Source organism: Streptomyces sp. NPDC060205, from assembly GCF_042728395.1.
GTDB lineage: Bacteria > Actinomycetota > Actinomycetes > Streptomycetales > Streptomycetaceae > Streptomyces.
In genome coordinates this window covers 1-5,360 of record NZ_JBHWZP010000481.1, presented here as the reverse complement: position 1 = coordinate 5,360, position 5,360 = coordinate 1, and the positions used below count along the sequence as shown (strand labels likewise).

General features: G+C 70.4%; 6 protein-coding genes. 1 reads left to right on the top strand and 5 read right to left on the bottom strand.

What is annotated here, in order from left to right; genetic code table 11:
• Positions 1–72: 72 nt before the first annotated feature.
• From ACFWGJ_RS41440 to ACFWGJ_RS41420, 5 genes are all read right to left on the bottom strand, one after another.
• Positions 73–603, bottom strand: a complete 531-nt coding sequence (locus ACFWGJ_RS41440) for a sigma-70 family RNA polymerase sigma factor (RefSeq protein WP_387334129.1) — start codon at positions 601–603, stop codon at positions 73–75.
• 181 nt (positions 604–784) lie between these two features.
• On the bottom strand, positions 785–1,798 hold the full coding sequence (locus ACFWGJ_RS41435; RefSeq protein ID WP_381833080.1) for an SCO0930 family lipoprotein: 1,014 nt from the start codon (positions 1,796–1,798) through the stop codon (positions 785–787).
• A gap of 52 nt (positions 1,799–1,850) precedes the next feature.
• Positions 1,851–2,864, bottom strand: coding sequence for a CHRD domain-containing protein (locus ACFWGJ_RS41430; protein ID WP_387334128.1), 1,014 nt, complete (start codon positions 2,862–2,864; stop codon positions 1,851–1,853).
• A 279-nt stretch (positions 2,865–3,143) separates the two neighbouring features.
• Entirely contained in the window at positions 3,144–3,536 is a 393-nt protein-coding gene (locus tag ACFWGJ_RS41425; RefSeq protein WP_387334127.1) for a hypothetical protein, read from the bottom strand.
• A gap of 184 nt (positions 3,537–3,720) precedes the next feature.
• On the bottom strand, positions 3,721–4,686 hold the full coding sequence (locus ACFWGJ_RS41420; RefSeq protein ID WP_387334126.1) for a pirin family protein: 966 nt from the start codon (positions 4,684–4,686) through the stop codon (positions 3,721–3,723).
• Positions 4,687–4,869: 183 nt separating this feature from the next.
• Between ACFWGJ_RS41420 and ACFWGJ_RS41415 the strand changes: the two genes are divergently transcribed.
• Positions 4,870–5,217, top strand: coding sequence for a tetratricopeptide repeat protein (locus tag ACFWGJ_RS41415; protein ID WP_387334125.1), 348 nt, complete (start codon positions 4,870–4,872; stop codon positions 5,215–5,217).
• The last annotated feature ends 143 nt before the right edge of the window (positions 5,218–5,360 follow it).

The window sequence follows — 5,360 nt, the reverse complement described above, 5'->3', positions numbered from 1 at the left end:
GGCCCCACTCGCACGAGTGGGGCCCTTCGGCGCGTATGTACGTATCAGCGTGCGGTCGGAAGCGGTGCGGGGTCAGTTCCCCGCGGACGAACGCCGGTTGCGCAGAGCACGCAGTGCCAGGTGACGACGTGACCTCACCGTGCCCGACGGCACGTCCAGGATGCGTGCCGTCTCCTCCACGCTGCATCCGTAGATGTAGAGGTAGACGAGCACCTTCCGGTGGTCCGCCGAAACGCCCCGCAGCAGGGAAACGGCCTCCATGGCCGCGTGCGCCGGTTCGGTGTGGTCCTCCTGCGCCGGGTCCCCGCTGTCGGTGGTCACCGTCTCGTACCGGGCGTAGGCGCTTCGCGACCGGTCGATGATCAGGTTCCGCGCGACCTTGAACAGCCAGCCGCGTACGGACCCTTCCCGGCTGAGGAGTCTGTCGGCGTGATGCCACGCCTTGACGAACGTCTCCTGGACGATGTCCTCGGCGAGATGGTGGTCCGAGAGCAGCCTGTGCGCGTAGGCGAGGAGTGCGTCCCTGTGCTGCTCCACCAGGCCGTCCACGAGGTCGGGAGCCGGCGAGGTCGTCGATGGAGCGATGCCCGCGAGTAGCGTCATGGTGGCTTGTTCCTGGTTCTCTGTCGCACCGGTGCTCCGTCCGGACAGGCGGGGGACTGTCCGGACGCGGAAGCACACGGGGAGGGGTCTGGTTTCGGGACCGACCGTAGGCAAGGGCCAGTGCCGAAAGAGTGACGAGCGAGCCACCGCGGCCGTCACTTTCCACCGTCGTCCCGCGGCCTCACCCCTTCGCCGCGGGCACGGTCCTTCCGCGGTCGCTCCGGGGGATGTCCGCCTTGATCGCGAACCACACCCCTCCCACGCCCTGCCCGTTGGTGTCCCCGGGCTTCTTGTCGCCCTTGAAGGTGTACGCGGGCCAGCAGTTGAAGGACTCCTGCCGGTCTCCGCCCGGAGTGGTGAACGGGAACAGAACCCCGGGGTCGAGCCCCGCGGCCTTCGCGTCCGCCGCAGTGACGGGCTCGCTGGGTGTCCACTTCTCCAGGCACTTCGCGTCACAGGCCGTCTTCATCGGCCAGGGCGTGTCCTTCGTGAACAGGTACAGCGTCCGGCCGTTCCTGTCCTGCAGCACCCGGCCGAGCTCCGGGCTGTTCAGGACGCCCAGGGCGGGCCGCTCGGTGCCCGCTCTCGTGCCGTCGGGAGCCGCGGCGTACCAGGTGTCCTTGATGCCCTGCCCGGCCGTGTCTCCCTTTTTGCCGGGAGCGTAGGTGTAGAGAGGCCGGCCGGCGATGGTCATCTGCTCGACCCCGTCGGCACGGGTGATCGAGCCCAGCAGTTCCTGTGCCACCCCCTGGGCTGCTGCCGGTTCCCGCGCGGGGACCGGCAGCCAGGTCGTCGCGCACGCGTCGGTGCAACTCGACGTGCCGGGACGGCTTTCGTCCGCCCTGGAGACGTACACGGTGCTGCCCTTCGAGTCGACCACGAGGGGGCCCAGTTCCGTGTCCCGGCGGACGGAGATGCCCTCGGAGCTCAGGGGCACCGCCGACTCCTCGACCACCTCCAGCTTGAACTTCCCCGACGACTTGTCCCCGGCCCGCGTCGCACCCCCCTCGCCGGGCCGGTCGGCGCCGCAGGCGGACAGGGCCAGGGCGAGCACCACGGCCCCCGCGGCGAAAGCGGTCCTCCGGTGGTTCGCGTATCGGTACCGGTTCGTGTGTCCGTGCTGGTTCCGGTGTCCGTGCGTGTGGCTGTGCGCATGGCTGTACATGCGGCTGTACATGCGGCTGTACGTGTTCATGGCCTTCCTCGCTTCGTTCGTACGCGGCACCCCACCCCGGGGTGCCGGGGTGCTACTGGGTGGCGAGGAAGAGGTAGTCGGCGGTGTAGGGCACCTTGGCCGTGGGGTGGGCACCGGCGTCGCAGGTGCCGGCCGGGGCCACCCCGCCTTCGGTGTTGAGCCGCAGGACGGTCCGCGTCTTGGCCAGGAGCCCCTTGTCCGCACCCGTCTGCGTCGCCTTCAGGATGAGCTCGGGGATGTTGCCCTCGCCGTTGTCGAACTTGTTGAGGACGCTGCCGGTGACGGAGGAGCCGTCGGGCGCGATCCACTGCGGGGGCCCCGTGGGGCCGGGCTTGGCGAAGGTGTGGTCGATGTCGCCCTGGAGGGTCGCTTCGACGTTGTCCTGGGTGAACGCGTAGGTGCCGTCGGGCTGCTTGGTGCAGGCGTAGACCTGGGACCCCTTGACGACCCCGCGCAGGACCGAGTCCCGGATCGTGCCCGGCAGATCGACCCGGCCCGGGAGGGCGAACGCCTGGCCGCGGACGGCGCCACCGGGGAACTCGCCGGTGTGCAGGTTGAAGTAGAACTTCTCGGGGTGGGCCTTGATGTCACGCAGCAGCGCGGCGTCCTTCACCTTCACCGTGCCGTAGACGTGCTTGCTGCCGTCCTTGAGCTTCTCGGTGAAGAACGGGATCTTCACATCGCCGTTGACTCCCCGCCCGCCCTGGTGCAGGTGCGCCAGGGTCGGAGTGTCCGTGCCGCTCCACGCCAGCGCGAAGGACACGTCCTGGCCCTGGACGCGCATGAGCGCCACGGCGCGGCCGTCCTTGTCACCGACCGCCGGCTTGCCCTCCACCGGCACCTCGTTGTCACCGGTGAGGACCGAGGCGAAGAACGTGGCCCCGGCCGCGTCCTTGCCATAGCGGCCGATCGCCCCCGCGGCCTGCGCGGAGTCCGCCGACGCGTGCCCGCCCGCCGACTCGTGGGCCGCCCCGCCCGCGTCGATGTCGTCGCCGTTGCAGGCGGTCAGCATCAGGGCGCCGGTCAGGGCGGACGTGGCGATCAGTGCGAAACGCTTGCTGTTCATGAGGTTCTGCCTCCCCGTGGGTGTCACCGCGGGTGGGTCCGCGGTCCGACACCTGAGACACGGGATACTCCTGCGCCGAGGGTCACCCGGTGACAGTCCTGAGACGTTCCTGGAACCGGCCGGGGCCACTTCGGCAGCCGCCGGCTCCTTCCTGGGCTCCGGTCGAGGACCGCGACGGCGGTACCTGTACGCGCCCGCGCAGCCGCATGGCATCCCGTGGGGAGCCGAGCCGGGAGGCGGCGGTTCCTGCCGCCGACGGCACGGCAGGACCCGCCGAGCTCAGGTGATACGCCGGTACGCGGCGCGGGCGTTGGCGATCCGAGCGAGACCGGTTCCGAAGGCCGTCGCGGCGAAGAGGCACGCGAGCCAAGCGGTGTCGCGGTGTCCGGCCCAGGTGAGTTGTCCCACGGGCGGGATGGCGAAGCCGTTGAGCAGCAGCCAGCACAGTACGGCGGTGCCTGGCGCGGCGGTGAAGCGGGCGCACAGTCCGAGTACGGCGGCAAGGAGGGACAGCGCGAGCAGGGCCGTGCCGGGGCGCCCGTGTTCGCCGAATTGGTTGGTGATCGCCAGCAGCAGGAGGGCGCCGGTGAAGGCCGCGAACCAGACTATGGGAGTGGCGACGGGCTGAGGAACGGCCCTGGCGCCTGTGCTCATCCGCACCCACTCGATCAACTCGTACTCCCTTCGGCATGGACGCGAGGCAGGGTAACCGTTCCCGTCGGACCCTGGGTTGCAGAAGAATATTCCCATGGGGCTGCCGCTCGCCGCCCCCGCCCGTCGGCCCTTTCTGCTCCTTGCCGTTGGTTCGCGCAGCGAGGTGGATCGGCACTGACGGCAGATCCACCCGCGTTCTGGACTACCTGGTGCGACCGCGCGGTTTCAGCGGCACCGACGGCAGCGCCGGTGCGGAGAGCGGACCCCCGTCATAGCCCTTCACCTCTCCGAACCGCGACCCCGTCGCCCAGTCGGCGCGCGCCTGCTCGATCTCCGCCTGGGAACGGCCGATAAAGTTCCACCACATGATGAGCTCCTCCTCGAACGGCTCTCCGCCGAGGAGCGTCAGGCCCGCGTCCGACTCGGCCCGCAGGGGCAGTTCTGTGCGGCCGCAGCCTAGGTAGAGCATGGAGCCGGGGAGCAGCGGGACGCCGTCCACGTGGGCCTCGCCGGACATGGACAGCACGGCGTACTCGAAGTCCGGTTCCAGCGGCAGGCGTACGTCCGCGCCCTGGGCGAGGGCCAGATCGGCGCCGACGATCGGCGTGTACGTCGTGCCGGGCGAGGCGGCGCCGTCGACACCGCCCAGGACGATCGTGGCCTTGAGACCGGGCGCCGTCACGACGGGCAGCTCGCTGTGGTGTTCGAAGTGCGGGTCGGTGTGACGGTCGGTGTCGGGCAGGGCCACCCACAGCTGCGCGCCGTGCAGGAAGCGGGCGTGCGACTTCGGGCTCTCCTCGGAGTGGCTGATGGCCCGGCCGGAGGTCATGAGGCCCAGTTCGCGCGGGCGGATCGTCTGCAGGCTGCCCGTGGAGTCGCGGTGCAGCACCTCGCCCTCGTGCAGCCAGCTGACGGTCTGCAGGCCCATGTGCGGATGCGGCGGGACCTGCATCCCGGGCTCTTCGGCGATGTCGTCGGGACCGTAGTGATCGACGAAGCACCACGCGCCCACCATGCGCCGGCCCAGATTGGGCAGCAGCCGCCGGACTTCGCTGGACTCGCCGAGCTTGACCCGGCGGGGGCTGAGGAGTTCACGTACCGGCTCCGCCACCACGAAGCCCCGGCCGCCGCACAGCGCGGGAACGGCCTCGCGATCAAGATTGCTCATGGCCCACAACCTAGCCCTGTGGAGGACCGCCCGTCATACCGTCCCGCCGTCCGCCGGCAGCCGCTCGGCCGAGAACCGGCGTACGCGCCGGGGGAGCCGCCGGTGCACCACCGCATAGGTCGTGGAATATTCAACAACACCGTGTGGTTCTGGCCGTCGAAGGAAACAGAGGAGGTCACAGACGTGGACACGACCTACTACGACCACGGGACGGCCGCGGAGCGCTGGGAGCGCGCCCGGATGTTCTTCGACGCCAAGGAGTACGCCGCCTCGGCGCGCGTCCTCGACGCCCTGGTCGAGGAGGTGCCGCAGGAGACGGGTCCCCGTCTGCTGCTGGCCCGCGCGTACTACCACTCGGCGCAGCTCAGCCGGGCGGAGGCCGAACTGCGCGTCCTCGTCGAGAACGACCCCGTCGAGCACTACGCCCGTCTCATGCTCGGCCGGACGCTCCAGCGTCAGGGCCGCGACGACGAGGCCGAGTCGCACCTGCGGCTCGCGTCCGCCCTCGCGGGGGATTTCGACTCCCTGTGAGCCGAGGGGTCGGCGGCGGATGAACGGAGGGCCCCCGGGCTGCCAAGGCAGCCCGGGGCCCAGTGAGTTTGGGGTCTCCCGCGCCGCCTCCTTGACGGTCTCCATCGCGGGGTGTCTCTTATACACCACAGACGCGGCCCACG

Excerpts from the sequence above, each read along its gene's own strand:
- ACFWGJ_RS41440 (WP_387334129.1), bottom strand. The coding sequence starts at position 603 with ATGACGCTACTCGCGGGCATCGCTCCATCGACGACCTCGCCGGCTCCC.
- ACFWGJ_RS41435 (WP_381833080.1), bottom strand. The coding sequence starts at position 1,798 with ATGAACACGTACAGCCGCATGTACAGCCGCATGTACAGCCATGCGCAC.
- ACFWGJ_RS41430 (WP_387334128.1), bottom strand. The coding sequence starts at position 2,864 with ATGAACAGCAAGCGTTTCGCACTGATCGCCACGTCCGCCCTGACCGGC.
- ACFWGJ_RS41420 (WP_387334126.1), bottom strand. The coding sequence starts at position 4,686 with ATGAGCAATCTTGATCGCGAGGCCGTTCCCGCGCTGTGCGGCGGCCGG.